Source organism: Pectobacterium wasabiae CFBP 3304, from assembly GCF_001742185.1.
GTDB lineage: Bacteria > Pseudomonadota > Gammaproteobacteria > Enterobacterales > Enterobacteriaceae > Pectobacterium > Pectobacterium wasabiae.
The window spans coordinates 3663745-3680594 of record NZ_CP015750.1 but is presented as its reverse complement, the minus strand read 5'-3'; the positions used below and the strand labels follow the sequence as shown (position 1 = coordinate 3680594).

Sequence of the window (16850 nt, the reverse complement as noted above, 5' to 3'; positions counted from 1 at the left end):
AATACATAAAGCTGCCGTCACATCTGTACGCGCTAAGCGTCTACACTCGTTGTTATTGATGAAAGCACGTCAGTGATAAAAATGCATTAATGATAAAAGTGCAGAAAAGCATAAGCCTATACGGTAAGATAAGCGACTTTACCTGCTTGAGATACGCCATTTTATGCCACAATCATCCCGTTATAGTGACGAACACGTTGAACAACTGCTTTCTGAGATGGTCAATGTTCTGGAAAAGCACCACGCCCCGACCGATCTTGCTTTGATGGTGCTCGGTAATATGGTGACGAACCTGATTAACACCAGCATCGCACCTGCGCAACGTCAGGTTCTGGCGCGTTCTTTCGCTGAAGCCCTACAGGCTTCGATTAAAAAAGCCGATAAAGCTCACTAAGTTTTGGCCAACGTATGGTAACCAACCGTCAGCGCTACCGCGAAAAGGTCTCCCAGATGATAAGTTGGGGACACTGGTTCGCCTTATTCAACATTTTGCTCACTTTGGGGCTGGGTAGCCGCTACCTGTTTGTTGCCGATTGGCCGACTTCCCTGTTCGGCCGAATTTATGCGCTGGTTAGCTGGCTCGGTCATTTTAGTTTTATCGTCTTTGCCGCCTATCTGCTGGTCATCTTCCCGCTCACGTTCATTGTGATGTCGCAGCGCCTGCTACGGTTCCTGTCTGCGGCGCTGGCAACGGCCGGGCTGACGATATTGCTAGTCGATGTTGAAGTTTTTACGCGTTTTCACCTGCACCTTAACAGCACCGTTTGGGAACTCGTCATCAACCCAGGACAGGGGGAGATTGCCCGCGATTGGCAGTGGATGTTTATCGGCATTCCATTGATTTTTATGGCGGAGATGCTATTCGGCACCTGGTGCTGGCAAAAATTACGCAGCCTGAATCGTCGTCATTTTGGCAAACCACTGGCGGGCGTTTTCATCTCGGCGTTCTTCGCGTCACACCTGATGTATATCTGGGCCGATGCGAATTTCTACCGCCCAATTACCATGCAGCGCGCCAATCTACCGCTATCTTATCCGATGACGGCACGACGTTTTCTGGAAAAACATGGCCTGCTGGATGCGCAGGAATATCAGCGTCGGCTGACGCAGCAGGGTAATCCTGAAGCGATGACAGTCGAGTATCCGCTCAATAACATCACCTTCCGTGATAGTGGTAGCGGCTATAACCTGCTGATGGTGATGATTGATGATACGCAGCCTGACGCCATAAAAAACCGGATGCCGAACCTGTCGCGTTTCGCTGCAGAAAACGTGCATTTCAGCGATCATTACGACTCAGGCTCTCAGCCAGATGCCGCTTTGTTTAATCTGTTTTACGGCCTCTCGACGACCTATATGGATGGTATCCTGAGTGCGCGGAAACCCTCTGCGTTGATCGCAGCATTAAGTCAGCAAGGTTACCAGTTTGGGCTATTTTCGGCGAACGGCTTCAACAGCCCGCTCTACCGTCAGGCGCTGCTTTCTGATTTCTCCTTGCCCGCGCCGCAGCAACAAAGCGGCGATGCCATCATCACACAATGGCAGGAGTGGCTCAATCGTGATAATAACCCAGCGCCTTGGTTCTCTTACGTTGAACTGAACAGTGCGCCGAAAAATGCTTCCAGCAAAGACATCGAGCCAAACAGCCGAATGAATATTCAGGATGTTGACCGCCAGATTGGTCAAATCATCCGTACTTTGCAGGAAAAGAACATTCTGGATAACACAGTCATTATCGTGACAACCGCACAAAACCAGAATGCCAATACCAACAACACGGCACGTTTCACTCGCACGCAATGGCAAACACCGCTTATTGTTCACTGGCCGAATACGCCAGCGCAGACCATTACGAAAATGACAGACAACAAGGACGTCATGGTCACACTGATGCAGCGCCTGCTCCATGTTAAAAACAGTACGGATGATTATGCACAAGGCGAAGACCTGTTCTCTGCCCAACGACGCTATCCGTGGCTGATTAACGGCAACGGAGGCACGCTGCTGATCACGACACCAGAACAGATTATCGTGTTGGAAAGCAACGGTAACTACCGAGCTTACGACATGGCGGGAAATCGGCTGAATGATGAAAAACCGCAACTTGCCCTACTCTTGCAGGTACTAACGAACGAAAGGCGCTTTATTGCTAACTAACTGCCTAAATCTAAAGCAGTCGTTCCATCTGGCTATTGCAATAGGGTCAGGAAAATGTAGTATAAATACCCATAGCATCGGCACGTAGCGCAGCCTGGTAGCGCACCGTCATGGGGTGTCGGGGGTCGGAGGTTCAAATCCTCTCGTGCCGACCAAATAATCCCAGAAAAACCAACCTCTTACGGTTGGTTTTTTTTCGTCTGGATTTTACAGGGGGAATTATGGTGGAATTACGGGGGAATAACCTGTCATAAAATCAAGGATGAGAAATGGAAACGATCACATATCACGGAACGACGATCTGCGTACTCGACGACAGCGACATGCTGACTGATTGCCCTGTGGGTTCATACGCTGTCATTGAAGACTCTGGTTTCTATGTCGCTGTACGCGTCGGCGAAACTGACGCGCCAGCGATACATATTGATCCCGTGCCGACACTTGAGGATGCACTAGACATCATAGCCGGGCAGCTGTCGTTTTTCGCGTGATTAAACTGGCGAGATGGTATTGCAGTAAACGTTGCTGTGGCTGACTACAGGTTTCGTTTCGATGCGCTCCGGCATGTTCACGCGCACTTGAATGAACAAGCCTCGCGGAACGTCGATCGGCGTTTGGTCCGGCCACTCCATATCTGATGTGTGGCCCTTTTTCGGGTCAAACGGCTCTTTGTCGAGCGTCAGTCTGTTTTGAGCGAACGGCATAGCGTCTGGATGGACACGGTGAAAGGTGTGGACAGTAACAGAGCCGTCATCGTCAACTTCGTAGTTGTTCCACAGTAGCGCTTTATCGTTGCGGCATTTGGGATTACTCACACCGCCGTCGATGCCATTCCATGCAGCATCCGGGTGCATGCCCTGGCAACCTGTTATTTTGTAGACGCCCTCGCTCAGCCGTTCAACTTTAACGCCAGCGGCTTCATCTGTAGTAGTAAATGAACCATCAGCATAAATATTGATGACTGGAGAAGCTGTTTTCCAGTAGCCCCCGGAATCTGCAACTGCATTTAATCCATTAGATAGCACGTCATGCCCGTTATGATGAAATGCAGCGGCGTTTATATTAACTGAACCGTTAGAGTTTAAATCAACTCCACAAAGGCCCTTATAATTATATAGTGATATATTGCCAATAGGCCCAGATGAGCCTTTGCCCAAATACCATAAATTTACGCCGTTACTATTTTGCGCAATGATGTAACTGGCAGCTTCCGGTGTGGCTGATGAAATTGTAAATGCATGATTGTCTCTTTTAAAACCCTTATCGCCAGTTATCCACTGAGCCGTAGATTCAGTAACCGGAGATGGAAGGTTTTTAGTATCCCAAACGTAGCCCCACACGCCCCACTGGTTATTAAACACCTCAAGACCTGCTATTTTGTAGCCACCAGCTCCCGGTGTGAAATTATATGCGGTTAGCGTTCCATAAAATAAACCCGTTTCCACCTCTATTGTGAGCCATTCATAAAGTACGTCCGTGAATCCAGCGGGTTTATTTAATGCCGGGCCTCCCCAGTATAATCCGGTTGGCCTACTTGAAGTGAAATATTCCAAAAGATCAACGTTATCTGGTATGCGCGGAACTTTACCACCCCAACCGAATTGCCCAATTAACATTGCATTTTGTAATCCGATATTTTGTCTAAATGCGGCGACATTGGAAATATCTGATCCGTTTGCGGATTTTTTCATCGCATCACTAATATCAGTCGTTGCTTGAGATAGCAGCCTATCCCATTCGGCTTGGCTACGAACTGTAATGGTCTGTCCATCTGGCGCAGTGAGCGTAATGTCGCCAGAACCAGTCAGTATTGACTGCCAGCCCTGCAACTGCTGCTGATAGTATGCGAGTGTAGAAGCAAACTCATGCGCGAACTGCTCAATAGACACGCTCGGTGACGTAGGGATTGCGTATGGTTTACCGCTGCCAGTTGTGCCCTCGAACGCAGATACGAGCGTTAATTGAGTATCTGACTGCACAGACTCAATTTCATAAATCTGCACAGTTCCAGCACCAGGTAACAATAACATCCGGCCTGCTGATACACCGTTTAGTGGGTTTGTGAATTGTGTTCCAGTACCTGTAATGATTTTACTGTTATTTGTTACAGTAACGAATCCTGTTTTATACCAAGACATATTTTCTCCAGACGCAAAAAAAAACCGCCGAAGCGGTATTGTATTATTGAGAGATGATGAAAATTTTAATTACCGTATTTATTTCCATCTAATACCATGAGGTTAGATGATACGAACTCTATGTCATGAATACCAATTTTGGTCTGATCGTTAAATATCAGGTCACCGCGTACAAGATTCGCTCTATTACCAATTTTCATCAGTGCAGTTTTCCGTATCAACACACGGTCCAACTCTGTATCCACCTTATGTCCATAATCTCTAATCTGTACAAGATTTTTTGTGTGCGGTAATAACTGTGCGTTACGTTTTGGATTGAACTCCGTGTTTGGATAAATAATGGGAACATTCTCAGATGAGAACGTTATATTTCCCATCTCGTTATATACTGCGATCCCGACAGTTGGAGTCGTAAGGTTGGCACCAACCGAAAACACATAAATATCAACTTCAATATCAGCTCCAATCCTACTGATTTTATAATTTAATGAATCGTACTGTATGGCAGAATCAGAGGAACTCCAGTCGCCAAATATTATACATCGTCGTCTGTCACCAATATGGGGCGGCAGCACCCATCCCGCCCCATTTATTACCACCGTTTCCCTGTGTACCATGGCGCAAATTTCTGATGTACTGTTGAATTGCGTCCAATCAACACCATCTGTTATTAATAGACCAAAATCCGAACGTTCCTGAGTGTCATTCGTAAGGATTTCATAAACATCAATGACACCTGAATTCGGGATTTCCTGTCTACTCCCCCAAGCTATAGATTCAATCTCAGCTCGCACAACATCACCGTTGACCGCTAATTTTGCTATATTATTAATTCTGAACGGCACTACACCGCCGCCGCCTTGCATCCACCAATTACCCGCAGTAACAATAACAGGAAGTAAAATAGAGCTAGGTGTTTTATTCGCTATATGATAATCCCATGAAAAGTAAGACATTTGATTGTTTGTAGGAACGGGCAGAGTAATGGTTTGCAAATACCTAACAGACACGCACCCACTGATTAGTATCTGTTTATTGTTTAGCATATCTGGCGTCACCATTATGTCGATTAATTCAGACATCGGGAGCTACCCCCGTGATTACTCCGATTTGTATGCGCAGCCGTTTCCCTGAGTCCACGAACGATAAATTATTTTCTGGTTTACTGATCAACCACCCGCCCAGCCCGCCTGACTCTTTATAGCCAGATGAATATATAGCGTTTCCAATTTTGGCGTTATTTATAGCAGAGTCGGCAATTTTTGCACTAGTGATTGTCGCATCACCAATAACAGCACTACGCAAAATAACCTGCGTCCCCTGATTGGTAAATATCGGTGTCGGTACACCTCCGGCGTTAACCATCATTGTAAAGCGATCGGCGAGCATAATAATATTCGCCTGCATTCCCTCCTGATTATTAGAGACATCGAAACCAATTCCAGCGATATACTGACGCCCGTTTGCATCGACGGCGACTTTAATTGATCGATACGCTGACATTTTCGCATCCATGCCATTAACGACACTGCTAACGTCACTGATTTCAGTTGAGACACCATTAACTGTTGCTGTTAACGTACTAATTTGCGTAACCTGCGCCGACAATTGCCCATCAATATTTGAAACTGACGTTTTGAGTCCCTGAACTGCCGACGAATTAGCAGAAATACCGGATTCCGCATCAGTCATCTTGCTATTTAGACTCGTGATATCCTGAGCTGTAGTCTGTTCCAGTGTCGTGACTGTCTGCTGTAATGCATTGAGATTGCTGTTTGTTGTGCCGATCTGAGATTGCATTTCCAGCATCGCGATCGTCCTAGCTTCAACCTCATTAGCAACAGCAGCGCGGGTTTCCGTGATTTCTGCTGTGCGTTCACCGTTTTGAGCACGCCAACGCCGGGTTTCCGAGTCGTTGGCGAGGCTATTGCGGATAATCGCTTTCGCCTGCTCGATACTGTTCAACATCCCGCTAGCTATATCACGCTCGAGCGGATCAATTAGAGATTTCCACGCTTCAGTATCAGTAACCTCTTTAACGATAACGTCAGTGATATCACTAACGTCAGTGCTGGATTCCCCACGTATCCAGCCGGTCCACGGCCCCTGATTACCGGATTTATCGACAATACGGGCGCGATAGAAAAACTCTTGACCAATGCTCAACCCCATCTGCTGATAGCTTCGCGTTGGATAGGCCACATCTGCCAGTAATAATGCATTCTGGCCGGCGCTCGTTGGGGAATACTGAATCTCAGTTTTCAGTGTGTCGGCCGTGTCAGCAGGAAAAACCCAGTCGAGCTTGATACCGAAAACAAGCGGCGTCGTCGTGAAGCTGGACAGCGCGGGCGGGTTGCCCTCTTTGCCGTTCAGCGTGGTTTCCTGCGCGTTCGCCCACATGCTGGAGATTTCAGCCGCATTAATAGCTCTGACACGCGCCTGGTACTGCCCTGCATAAATGCCAGACACCTCAAACCCTAGCGCGGAGGTGCGCGGGGCGTTTATCCAGTTCCCGTTGTCCTGCCGCCATTGTGCCTCATACGCTATCGCGCTCTCGGCTCTATCCCACGTCACGCGCAATGTCGTAATGTTTATGCCCTGATCGACGGCGTTGTAGCTATTGATTGAAACATTTGCAGGGGCGGGCTGGACAGATGGGGGAATAACGCTGATCGGGCGCGATTCAATGCGTGCGCCAGTGTCGATTTTATCCCATTTATCGGGGTCATACTGAATGCCGGTAATATCGAACGATACCCCATCGTCACCCTCAGCAACTCCGATGATTCTGTAAAGTTGCAACGCCAAATCAGTAGCATCGACAGCCCAAACGGATTCAGGGATCGGCGTTTCACTGTATTCAGTCGTGACTGTAATGATTTTATCGTTGACGGCCTCAATTGTGCGCCCCTGCGCCGTGCCGCTGGGCAGATTGATAATCAGGCGCTCACCAACGGCGGCAGACGACACGCGATCAAGAATGATATTGCGGCCATCAACGGCGCTAATGCGTCCACCCAGCGGACGACCGGCTAACAGCGCATCAGCGACACCAACGATTGAACCTGGCACTGGAATGTCACCATCCAACCCCATTGTGTACGAGATTGCCCGGTCTGCATCGTTCGTGTGCAGAATCCATTTTCCGCGGCGGATAGCCTCAGTCTGACGGATGCACCCAATCGCTGTAACGTCTGCCTGTTTAATGCCATAACGCCGAACCAGTTTATTATCGTTAACTGACTCAATAGCATCCTGATAAGCGTTTGCGGGGTCAGACCACGACACCATAGCCTGGCTGTAGTGCGTTTTCTCACTCGCGTTGCTGTATGTGAATTTCCCATCCCTGACGTTCGCACGCGTCACGATGTAATCAATGTCGCGGGGCATATCAGCAACGACATTCATCTGATTGTTAGCCCAGAACGTCGCGCCTCTAAAAATAGCGCCCAGATCGTTGAGCACAGTCCACGCCTCTTCTTGTGACTGAATGTACACATCACAGAGAAAACGAGGCTCAGTGCCGCTACCGCCCCGACCGTCCGGCACTAACTGATCGCAATACTGCGCAATCCGGTATAAATCCCATTTAGTGATCGACAAATTCTCAGCACGAATACGATTACCTAGTCCAAAACGCTCACTGATCTGAATGTCGTAATAAATCCACGCTGGGTTATTTGTCCACGTCCATTTAAATACGCCGTCCCACGCTCCGCTATAGCTACGCGCAACCGGATCGTAATTAGACGGAACGCGAATAATGCGGCCATCGGGTTCGCAGGAAACTGCGGGGATGTTTTGGAACTGTTTAGCGTCAAATTGCACCAGTAACAGGGCTGTTTCTGGATACCGCAATTTAGCGTCAATAACCTCTGTGATAGCTTCAATGACCATGCGATCTGCTATACGATTGCTCGTTGAATTTGGCGTGATACGGCGCACGCGGATTTGCCATCCCGTATTAGCGCTGGGCAGATCAATGCGGTGGCTGCGCTCATACTTTGTTGTCGTTTTCCCGTCTACTGCGGTTCTCAGGAGTTGCTGATAACTGCCGCCGTCCGTGGCCACATCAATTGCATACTCAACGCGATAACCGCCCACATCACCGTTATCATACTGCTGTTGCAACGCAGACCATGAGAAACGGAGTCGTGCAGCAGACAATTGCGTGTTCGTTAGTGAGCGCACCCACGCAATTTGGCTCGTTAATTCAGTGCTTACTGTGATTTCATTTTCAACGCCGGGGAATCCTGGGATATATGACTGATCGGGTGTGCCAGACCGAAACTCCCACGTAACGCCGGAAAAATTAGCATTACCGTTCGCATCAGTGATCGGCGTCCCATCAAGAAAAATTCTAGTGCCATCCAGACCGCCCTTGAACTCCCCCTCGCCCAGCGCCAACAGCATTTTTGCATAAGACGTTGACTGGATAGAGTCGGGAGACTCCACGGGCGTTCGCGCATTACTGCTGCCACCTTTACGGCCTTCAATCACTGATTGCATGGATACCTCAGAAACGAAAAAACCCGCTCGCGGCGGGTCGGGGTGGTGAGTTAAATGTTACTGCTGGTCTTCTGCGTAAATTCCCGCAGAGATAATTGCACCGCCGATTCTGCGGCGACCGTAGAGAATAGGAACTGGGTTACCCTGCGCAATGGAGTTAACCGGCCCGCCGAATGCATAGCTCGGTTTATTGTCAGGGGATTCGCGCATTGATAACCCGCCCTGCATTGGTGTTAACATCTGGATGACACCTCCGAGGGCCATTGATGCCCCGCCCATCATCATACTGACGCCGATTGTTGACGTAGTGCCGAATGTGAAATACCCGGCAACAACCAGTATTGCACCCAGTATCACTTGAAATAATCCAGTCTGTTTACTACCGATAATAATCGGTGCGATGCGGATTTCACTACTGATGTTAAAATCGAGTTCGTCTTTAGACAGGTTCCGCTTGCCATCAAACACAGCATACGTTAGCCCACGCGATTTACTCGTCAGTAGAAACTTTTCAAAGCCGGGGATGATTACGCTTAACGCCTTGATTGCTTCCTGACGGCTTTCAACTGCAAGACGATGTACGCGCCCAAACGTTGCCCCCAGCACCCCATACAGCCGGATGGTTTTTAGTGGCTGATACTCAATTGCTACCGACATTGGCACCCCCTGTATATCGTAAGCGGGTAATAGTTCTGTCCAGCCAGTACCCGCCATACGGCACGTTTTGGCTTAACTGGTTGTACATGTGATGCACCATTTCGCCGCTGCCAATGTAAACCCCGGCGTGATTCGGTTCATCTGCCCGCACTTGCATAATGATTACGTCACCGGGCTGTAGCTCACTGCTGACGGCAGTAAATCCCCCGCTGGCGTAATGTTTTATGTAGAGGTCTTCGCCCCGATCCCACCATCCATCCGAACGTTCAAAATCGGGCAGCGTGATACCTCGCTCTAACTGATACCAATCCCGCACAATCGCGTAACAGTCCCATATGCCGTGAACAAATGGACGTTCTAACAGAGGCTTTACGCCCTCGCTCGGCATAATGGTGCGAATGTCGCCCTCCGGCCAGCTCACTATTACCCACGGCAACTGTGACAGGTCACACTGCGCGTGATCGAGGTTGCTGGGCTGCGTTGTCGCGTCAGGGTGACTGTGAACGATCGCAATAATTGTGCCTGTGTCCTCAGCCTCGGCGTAATCATCTGGACTCATAGAAAATTGGTCGTTAGGTTCAGTCGCCGTATTGCGACATTTGACGTAACGCTGTTTCCTGCCGTTCTGCACAATTACGCCGCAACATTCACGCGGATAATCCAACTCTGCGTGAGCGAGTATTTCTGTAATGATTAATTTCCTGAGTTTCACGATCACCTCTTTATTAGCGCAGAGCCAGGGAACCCACCGAACGGCAATTCTGCATCTTCACCCCAGCGAGGTTTACAGCCAGTTGATAGCAGCCCGGAACATTCATCCAGTGCTGGATCGTCAACAGGATTACCATCTGCATCAAAATAGTTAGTGCCGGTATATCCACACGATGCACCGCGATACTGCCCACGTTGGCACCATGTGCATAGGCTATGAATCTGGCGAGTTGGGAGCATGATTCCCCGAAGATCGGCAGGTGATGACAACTGAAACGAGATAGCCGTATCGTCTTCACGAATCTTGCTGTCGATGTACCAAACCTCTAGCCGCTCCTGTGTCGGATCGGCGTCGGCGTTGCCGTCAGGAAAATTACGGACGTCAAGATAATGCGCAAACGTGGTGTGAATACGCACGATGGCCTGCGCCAAATTCTGATACGCAAGACACAGCGCGGTAATCGTCCCATCGATGTTACCGACCGATAGCGTCGGAGTTGGAGCGCTGCCGTCGCTGGTCATTTCCAGCCCCTCTATCTGAGTGGGCCACGCTTTGTATTCTTGCCCTTGCCACCAGATTGATTTAGCCAGCAGCTTTGCTTCATCCCCGCCCGCCGCTTCAATCTCTGCCGCAGTGTGTTGAATGGGATGATTGTGAAAATACAGTTCGGGGCCGTCGAACGCGGTGCAGTCCACTTCAAACAGACGCACGCGATCGCCCGGCTCCAGTTTTTGGGAGTCGGTATTTAATGACATGATTTTATCTCGACAATAAAAACCCGCAATTAAGCGGGCCGACTATCATAAAAAATAATAGAGGATGAGTAATTATTTTACTCTCCACATCCTATATTGCCCCCACATCCCTATTTCGGTGACATATTCCTGATCAGCGCCATCAGCAACAACATCAAGTGTCTTCCTCATTCCCATTGAAAGCACGTTGCATTCATTGCTGACTCGCAGTTTATGCAATCCGTTATTTATATAAGCGGTCACAAACTGGTTCTGTTTTAATAGAGCTATATCTCTGTCATCAATTGAAACCAAGAATTTACACATACCACCACTGCCACCACCTATAAACTGCTTATTCCGGGTGACTGTAATTTTTGTTTGCTGCTCGCTAACATTTGGAGTCACTAATTCTGGGTTTAGGATTTTTTCAGCAGGCCCGTGAGGTCTAGAGCATCCAGATAAAACAGCGATACCCAGAAAAATAAAAATTATTTTTTTCATATATGCATCCATGTGTAGTTACAATCAGAATCATCCTATCACTAGTTACGCGTGGTATGCAGTCACGAACGTTGCTGTGAGTTGTAAAATTTGAGCACCACTACTGTTTTTACCCAGGGCTGTGACGTTAAATCCATCAGGGCAGCAATATAGCCCTGGCTCAGTGAGTGGGTTTACCCATTGAAATGCCGCATATCCCCTGTGACGGCGTAGGAATGCAACGATTGGCTGAACATATTCGGCATCACCAACAAACGTTAATGGCCAACTCTGTGACTCGCCGTTAATACCATCGCCAGAGCGCTGCGTGTATCCGTCACCAAACTGTATCGATCGCGTTCGCTGCGTGAACGCGCCCTCCGGATTAACGCGAGGGCAGAAAGTGAAGATTTCCATTATCGCCGCCCCGAAATAGCCCGGTTTAACACTCCGTTCTGCGATAAATCTTTGTCACGCAATTTGCGATACTCACGTTGAATTATCTGAGTAAACTCACGGGCGAAATTCTGATCGCCATTGCCAGAAACAGACGCAGTGCCGCTTTCGTTGATGGTCACGTAAACATTCCCCCCGCTATTTGTGGATTGAATATCCGGCATAATCGCCCTCACACCCAGCGAACCATTTGCGGCGCGGGTGAGCGGCATAATCGCCTCTGGCCCCGCTTCCCCGAATACGCCAGCCCCTTTAGCGAACGCAAACATTTGCGGAGTGCTATAAACACCGCCGCTGTATGCGCTGAGCGATGGAGAATCATAAACACCACCCAACGCATTGAATGTCAAATTGCTATACGCCCCAGTCGAGAATGCATTGTTTGCTGACGCGGCTCCGGCCCCGCCCGCCATAGCTGATGCACCAATCCCAAAAACAGTGCCAATTATACTACTCGCACCGTTAGCGGCATTTGCCACGGCCATGTTAATCAAAACGCTCTGAATGATTTTCAGGACGCCCACACCCCAATCTTTCCAACTATTTTTATTACCGTTCAGCATTTCAGTAATAGAGCCTACAGCGCTGCTCATCGCTGTTTTCATACCCTGCGATGCCTGTGTAGCGTAATCCGTGGCATCATCAGCCCAATCAGCGAAACCATCACGCATACCACCGATCCAGTTATTACGCTGATCATCGAGCGACGTGTAATACATTTGCTGATCGCTCAGGCGCTTATCGAGATAACGTTTATTCAGTGCAATTGCGCGATTGAAAAACTCATCATCGATTTCACCTGCCTGATGTTGCCGCCGCAATTCGTCGTCTTTCTGAATAAAATCACGACGAATTGCGATCATCTCATTCATGCGATCACGAACGCGAGAGCCCTCACCGAATCCGGTTAGATTGGTATCGTTCGCCGCTTTTGCGTTAGCGTTGGAATCAATCAGCCCGTTTTCGTATTCAGCCGCTCTTTTCCTTATTTCTGCCTGATCAATCAGTGCAGCATTTCGAGCGAGTTCCTGTTTCTGAATACTCGTTAGGGTAGATAATTCCCCCTGTGTCGTCTGATATTTTATTTTCGCCAACTCAGTATTTGAGCTACCGAGCGCCAATTGTTCGCGCTGCTGTTTGATTAGGCGATCGTAATTATCGATAGCCTTTTCTTCATCAGTTTTGGGACCTTTCTTTGTCGGCTTGTTTGCTTCGTCATTTCTCCATTTGTCCAGGTTATTATTAATATAATCCTGTCTGGATTTCTGATTTGCTGGATTATCTGTTAACCCTAATTCATCGGCAGAATATCGCAGCCTCGCTAACTCCTTGGCCTCCCCCTTTAACTTGGAAAGTTCCAAATCTTGACGACTTTTTTCTAAAGCATCAGTTTGTTTGTCAGTTAATTTAGCGTTAGGGACTCGAAACGGAAACGATGCATTACCCTGACGAGCTGACAATAAATCATTCCCCAGAGATAGCAGGCGGTTAAATTCAGTGTGTTGCCCATTCATTCGTAATAAAGATTGATACGCAGCATTCTGATCTGCTGTCTGCTGCTTAATTAACTCCGAGCGGCGATACTCCAAACCAACCAAAACACTCTGAATGTCCTGAGCCTTACCTTGCAGGCGAGACAAGCGATCTTGTTCAACAGATAAACCTTCCGTAGCCGCTGATAGTCCGTTCGTTGCATCCTCTACACTTACTAGATGATTAACCATATAACCGCCGACAGTTAAGCCGGGATTTGCAAGTATCTTCTGGTAGCCTTCAATTTCAACGCGAATCAGGCGTATCTTTTCTTTCTGTTCATCAATTAATCGGTTTTGCTCTGATAGTGATGATTGTGTTTTGTTGTAATTATCTGACGCATCAGCCAGCGACATTGCGCCTGATTTTTTACGAATTTCATCAATAGTACTGGCATATTCCTGAGCTGATCGGCGCGCCTGCTCTTGCTTTTGATACATGTAGTACCAAGCACCGGCACCCAACATCAACAGACCAGGAACGCCGCCCACCAATCCTAAAGCGCCGGACATTAGCCGCGACCCAACGGCAGTGACATTGTTCAGAGTTGTTTGTGCCGCTGTTCTCGCCACAACGTTACGAGCTACTGCCGCCTGAGTTGCCGCTAGCCGCTTTTCAGCCGCTGCCTGTGCATCCGTTCCGCGTGCAGCGGCGAGCGCCTGCTGAGCACGATAAACAGCAGAACGAGCACGGGCAACAGCAATTTGAGTGCCGCGCAACTGCGCTTCAGCCAGTGCGACCTCACTTTTTGCAGCAGAAATTATCCCTGCTGTAGCACTGTATGCGCCTGACGCCATACCGCCAAAATAGCGGGCAAATCCAATGCCTACCAGCGCCGCCCCTGCTGTAGCCACCGTATCGATATTATCGGCTAAACTACTGATGCCGCCTGAAAGAGCCTGAGTCGTTCCATACGCACTGTTCGCCTCTCCAACATATTTTTTCATATGGTTGGACAGTTTTGTAACCGCATCGCCAACAGTTGTTGGCATGTTTTCAGCCAGTTCCGCATTTTTCTGCTGAGCAGCAATCACAGCATCAGCAAACTGTTGCATAGACAATTTGCTGTCTGCGGCCAGTTTTTTAACTGCGGTTTCTGTCGTTCCCATAGCGCGGGCAATGTCGCCAATAACGGTGGGCATAACCTCCATGACGGTATTCCACTCGTCACCGGAAACTTTGCCTTGAACCATTGATTTAGATAGCGCATTAATAGCCGACTGCCCTTTATCAGCACTAGCGGCATTGATCGTTAATGCACTTGAAATGGAATCGATAAAATCTATGGTGCCAGCAGTGGAGTAACCCAACTCTTTCATCGCGTTAGAACTCCGGATGAATAGTTCTGCCTGTTCCTCAATGGGTTTATAGGTGCGATCGCTGATTTCCATTAAACGACGCTGCACCATTGCCAATTCATCGCTGGACTCAGTCGCCATCTTCATGCGCGATGTGACTTGACCCCAGTTATCAGCCATTGTGATTAATGAGGTTACAGACATTGCGCCAACAATTCCTGCTGCTGCCGATTTAATACCAACAAACTGGTTATTCAGTTCAGCAAATGTGCGTTGACTCTCACGCGCAGCAGCGGTAGCCTGACGCCCTCCGTTTTGCATGGTTCGATAATAATCAGCCCCCATACGTGAGGCACGGTTTATCTCTGACTGGAATGATTGAGAATTAGCGGAAATTTTAATGATTAATTCGCGCAGGGTTGCCATTTTATTTTATCCAGACAATAAAAAACCCGCCGTAGCGGGTTAAATTAATCAGTTAGCCCAGCTCTTCGCCTAGCCTCCTCAAGATAGTCTTTTTCTGGACCATCTTTTTTATGAACAATAGAAGTTAGCAACTCTAGTTGCGCACTTTGTTTCTCATTTATTTCTTGCAAGATTTTTATCTGCTCATTAGCTCTAACGCTACTTCGATTTAATAAATACCAAATAAATAAATCGATAACTCGGGCAACTAGAAAAACAATAATCCATCCAGAGGTACTCATATTTCTCTCCTTTTCGCGATAAGGAGAGAAAAATATCACTATCCAGCAGCCATAGAAAGAAACGCTTCAAGATTGCCAAACTGATCTGCCTCTTCCTCCTCTTTTCCTGACCAGTCCAACATCGCATCGGTGAGCGGCACTTTAACGCCCTGAGCCCCCCAAATCGCACTAACGATCTGCGCGGCCAGAGTGTCGCCCCGCGAGTCACCGATCGGAGATAATTTGTCGTACTCAATCCACATCCGTAATTCATTGGCCGTCATTTCCTGACGCAATTCTGACAGCGTGCGCCCCATACGGAGCGCCAGCGCCATCAAAAACTGCATTCCCGGCGAAGCTACTTTTTTTTGGCGATCTCCGTATCGTTGATGATATCAAGCGCCTGACGTAACAGGCGACTGTGCACTGGCCCGTAAATGGTTTCAACCTCTTCAATATCATCGACACTGAATACAGGTTCGCCGTCTTCATCACGCAGGATATCGATAAATAACGTCGCATCGGCGTGAAGGTTACGGCGGGCGCGTTCTGACACAGACAGGGATTCGCCGTCATCGTCAGTTTTTACCGCGTCCTGCCAGCGTAACCACGCTTCAGCGCTTGGTTCGCGCAGAATAACTTTCACCCCTTCCCACTCTGGAACCTCAATAGCCTTTGTGAGAAAACCCGCGCCGGGCGCTAATGCCAGAGATTTAATGCTTTTCTTTGCCATGCTTTTGGTGCTCCAGATTAGCTAACGGTGACGGTGCAAGACGCGGACGTAATCGTTACTGGCGATGATGCTGAGTCAGTGACCTCACACGTATACGCCCCCGCATCACCAGCATCTGCGGTAGATTTATTGAATGACGCAGCCGTGCGACCGCTCAGCACGGTGCCATCTTTTAGCCATTTATAGGAGTACGGCGCGAGACCACCGCTAACCGCCACGGCCAGCGCCAACGCGGCACCAGTCGCCACCGTCCTTGTGGCTGGTAGGTTGGTTGTAAATGCCAATGGACCAGGCACAATGTTTGTTGGCCTGCCTTTCAGTCGCAGGGAGAATGTTGCAGCCACCACGTTGTTAGTGCCTGACGACCACGTATGCTGGCGCACTTCAGATAAGAACCGGAATCCATTGCCGGACGGAAAGATTACCTCAAATCCATAACGAGTATCGTTATCGTATGCATCACGCAGTGCGTCTTGTGCTGCATTGCGATAAAAGTTGCCAGACAATGAGACCTCAGACTGTGCAGGTAAGCCGTTGATGTTTTCCATTTCGTCCGAGCACAGCGTTGTTACGTCGATGTCGTTTTTCTGTCCACCAGTGAACTGGATTTCTTTGATGGTGCAACTCAGATCGAGAAATGTAGCTGATTCAATCCCCTCAAGCGTGGTCGGCGCTGACGAGATTCTGATTACCGTTTTCTGTGATTTTTCATAAAGCGCGGTCATGGACGTCTCCAAAAATAAAAAACCCGCTC

Annotated in this window: 16 protein-coding genes and 1 tRNA gene; 4 read left to right on the top strand and 13 right to left on the bottom strand. The window is 48.6% G+C overall.

The window, feature by feature from the left end; all coding sequences use genetic code 11:
- Positions 1-163: 163 nt before the first annotated feature.
- From A7983_RS16790 to A7983_RS16775, 4 genes are all read left to right on the top strand, one after another.
- Positions 164-394 carry a YejL family protein gene (locus tag A7983_RS16790; protein WP_005967239.1) on the top strand — a complete coding sequence of 77 codons (231 nt, stop codon included), beginning with the start codon at positions 164-166 and terminating at the stop codon, positions 392-394.
- A 14-nt stretch (positions 395-408) separates the two neighbouring features.
- Entirely contained in the window at positions 409-2157 is a 1749-nt protein-coding gene (yejM, locus tag A7983_RS16785) for an LPS biosynthesis-modulating metalloenzyme YejM (RefSeq protein WP_005967227.1), read from the top strand.
- Positions 2158-2235: 78 nt separating this feature from the next.
- Positions 2236-2312 (top strand) — tRNA-Pro (locus A7983_RS16780).
- A 114-nt stretch (positions 2313-2426) separates the two neighbouring features.
- Positions 2427-2648 (top strand): hypothetical protein, encoded by a 222-nt coding sequence (locus A7983_RS16775; protein WP_005967225.1) that lies wholly within the window; start codon positions 2427-2429, stop codon positions 2646-2648.
- Here A7983_RS16775 and A7983_RS16770 read toward each other — a convergent pair whose 3' ends face one another.
- From A7983_RS16770 to A7983_RS16710, 13 genes are all read right to left on the bottom strand, one after another.
- Positions 2649-4295 (bottom strand): phage tail fiber protein, encoded by a 1647-nt coding sequence (locus tag A7983_RS16770; RefSeq protein WP_005967223.1) that lies wholly within the window; start codon positions 4293-4295, stop codon positions 2649-2651. It abuts the gene before it with no gap.
- A gap of 65 nt (positions 4296-4360) precedes the next feature.
- Entirely contained in the window at positions 4361-5377 is a 1017-nt protein-coding gene (locus tag A7983_RS16765; RefSeq protein WP_005967221.1) for a DUF6453 family protein, read from the bottom strand.
- The gene (locus A7983_RS16760; RefSeq protein WP_005967219.1) at positions 5370-8804 is read right to left on the bottom strand and encodes a host specificity protein J; all 3435 of its coding nucleotides are present in this window, start codon (positions 8802-8804) and stop codon (positions 5370-5372) included. The genes A7983_RS16765 and A7983_RS16760 overlap by 8 nt, the downstream gene beginning before the upstream one ends.
- A 57-nt stretch (positions 8805-8861) precedes the next feature.
- Positions 8862-9461, bottom strand: a complete 600-nt coding sequence (locus A7983_RS16755; RefSeq protein ID WP_005967218.1) for a tail assembly protein — start codon at positions 9459-9461, stop codon at positions 8862-8864.
- The gene (locus tag A7983_RS16750; protein WP_005967216.1) at positions 9445-10173 is read right to left on the bottom strand and encodes a C40 family peptidase; all 729 of its coding nucleotides are present in this window, start codon (positions 10171-10173) and stop codon (positions 9445-9447) included. Before A7983_RS16750 ends, A7983_RS16755 begins: the two co-directional genes overlap by 17 nt.
- A gap of 2 nt (positions 10174-10175) precedes the next feature.
- Positions 10176-10928 (bottom strand): phage minor tail protein L, encoded by a 753-nt coding sequence (locus A7983_RS16745; protein ID WP_005967214.1) that lies wholly within the window; start codon positions 10926-10928, stop codon positions 10176-10178.
- Between the two features lie 72 nt (positions 10929-11000).
- Positions 11001-11411: a membrane lipoprotein lipid attachment site-containing protein gene (locus tag A7983_RS16740; protein ID WP_005967212.1), complete on the bottom strand. Its 411-nt coding sequence runs from the start codon at positions 11409-11411 to the stop codon at positions 11001-11003.
- 45 nt (positions 11412-11456) lie between these two features.
- Complete coding sequence (locus A7983_RS16735) at positions 11457-11807, bottom strand: phage tail protein (protein ID WP_005967210.1); 351 nt, start codon at positions 11805-11807, stop codon at positions 11457-11459.
- The gene (locus A7983_RS16730; protein WP_005967208.1) at positions 11807-15103 is read right to left on the bottom strand and encodes a phage tail tape measure protein; all 3297 of its coding nucleotides are present in this window, start codon (positions 15101-15103) and stop codon (positions 11807-11809) included. Before A7983_RS16730 ends, A7983_RS16735 begins: the two co-directional genes overlap by 1 nt.
- A 44-nt stretch (positions 15104-15147) precedes the next feature.
- Positions 15148-15384 carry a YebO family protein gene (locus A7983_RS16725; protein ID WP_005967206.1) on the bottom strand — a complete coding sequence of 79 codons (237 nt, stop codon included), beginning with the start codon at positions 15382-15384 and terminating at the stop codon, positions 15148-15150.
- A 38-nt stretch (positions 15385-15422) separates the two neighbouring features.
- Positions 15423-15698 (bottom strand): phage tail assembly protein T, encoded by a 276-nt coding sequence (locus A7983_RS16720; protein WP_005967204.1) that lies wholly within the window; start codon positions 15696-15698, stop codon positions 15423-15425.
- Between the two features lie 23 nt (positions 15699-15721).
- Entirely contained in the window at positions 15722-16096 is a 375-nt protein-coding gene (locus A7983_RS16715) for a phage tail assembly chaperone (RefSeq protein ID WP_005967202.1), read from the bottom strand.
- Positions 16097-16113: 17 nt separating this feature from the next.
- A complete protein-coding gene (locus A7983_RS16710; RefSeq protein WP_005967200.1) occupies positions 16114-16821 on the bottom strand; it encodes an immunoglobulin domain-containing protein in 708 nt (235 codons plus the stop codon).
- Between the last annotated feature and the right edge of the window lie 29 nt (positions 16822-16850).